Source organism: Martelella alba, from assembly GCF_005217455.1.
GTDB lineage: Bacteria > Pseudomonadota > Gammaproteobacteria > Enterobacterales > Enterobacteriaceae > Acerihabitans.
The window spans coordinates 1-1299 of record NZ_SZPQ01000131.1 but is presented as its reverse complement, the minus strand read 5'-3'; the positions used below and the strand labels follow the sequence as shown (position 1 = coordinate 1299).

The window sequence follows — 1299 nt, the reverse complement described above, 5'->3', positions numbered from 1 at the left end:
CCGGGTCTAGGACCCGGCCGAGTCATGCACTGCTATTACGACAAACAACGACGATTTTAGATGGTTGGCTGGGCTCGGGAAGCCCAGCCGGCACTGCTCACTCACTGCTCATGGCAATGGAATGGAAGGTGACATGAGGTGAGTGTGCCAACATCATGGCACGACGAGCTTATACGGGAGGTTAACGACTAACTCTATCGAATAAAGATGGACAGTAAAATGGGAAACGCACTCCATTTATTGCCCAAAGGCGTGCCATTGCTCCGATGCGCATTTGTCTGTTTAGTCACCGTATCATCGCCGAACGCTAACGTGGGTGTATGACAACGGTCCCGACACCCCATGATGCCCTGTTTCGGAAATTCCTCGGCGATGTTGGCGTCGCCCAGGAATTTCTGCAACGCCATTTGCCGGAGGATTTACGCCGGCGATGTGATTTCGCCACTTTGATCAGCCACTCCGGCTCGTTTGTGGAGGATAATCTACGCACCCGGATCTCCGATATGCTCTACAGTCTGCGCACCGATACCGGCACCGGTTATATCTATTGCCTCATTGAGCACCAATCAAGGCCTGATAAGTTAATGGGATTTAGGCTGATGAGGTATGCGCTGATGGTGATGCAGCAGCATCTGGACCGGGGCCACAAGCGTCTGCCGCTGGTTATCCCGTTGCTGTTCTACCATGGCGAGGCGACCCCCTATCCCTACACGACCTGCTGGCTGGACTGTTTTCGGGAGCAGGACCGCGAGCGGGCAGAGGCGCTCTACCGGCACCCCTTCCCCCTGGTGGACGTCACGGTGATCCCGGACGCGGAATTCGCCCATCACCCTAAGGCGGGCCTGCTGGGGTTGGTGCAAAAGCATATTCGCTCGCGGGATTTGAACCGGCGGGTGCGGGATATCATTCGGTTGTTGGCCGAGGCGCAATTGGGAAAGCCACTGGTAATGGCGTTGCTGCGCTATCTGGCTCAGGAAGGTCAACATCTTGACAGCGAGGAATTTATCCGTACTCTGACGGAAAAGACGCCGGAATTTAAGGAGGACCTCATGACCATGGCGGAGCAGTGGGAACTCAAAGGCAGGGAACAAGGGCTGCATCAAGGCATATATCAAGGCCTGCATCAAGGTCTGCAGCAAGGACGAAGCGAGGAAAAACACGCTATAGCCCGTAATCTGCTATCAATGGGAATGGATCGGCAAAAAGTCAAAGACGCCACTGGGCTTTCGGACCAGGAACTGGATAATCTGCCCGCGTAATGTTATCGCTAGATTAATTATGAAAGACGTGTTTCTTTCT

General features: G+C 54.2%; 1 protein-coding gene. It reads left to right on the top strand.

The window, feature by feature from the left end:
* Positions 1-320 precede the first annotated feature (320 nt).
* A complete protein-coding gene (locus FCN80_RS25990) occupies positions 321-1259 on the top strand; it encodes an Rpn family recombination-promoting nuclease/putative transposase (RefSeq protein ID WP_136993252.1) in 939 nt (312 codons plus the stop codon).
* The last annotated feature ends 40 nt before the right edge of the window (positions 1260-1299 follow it).

Bases quoted from the DNA above. Each gene is read 5' to 3' on its own strand.
- FCN80_RS25990 (WP_136993252.1), top strand. From the start codon at position 321: ATGACAACGGTCCCGACACCCCATGATGCCCTGTTTCGGAAATTCCTC.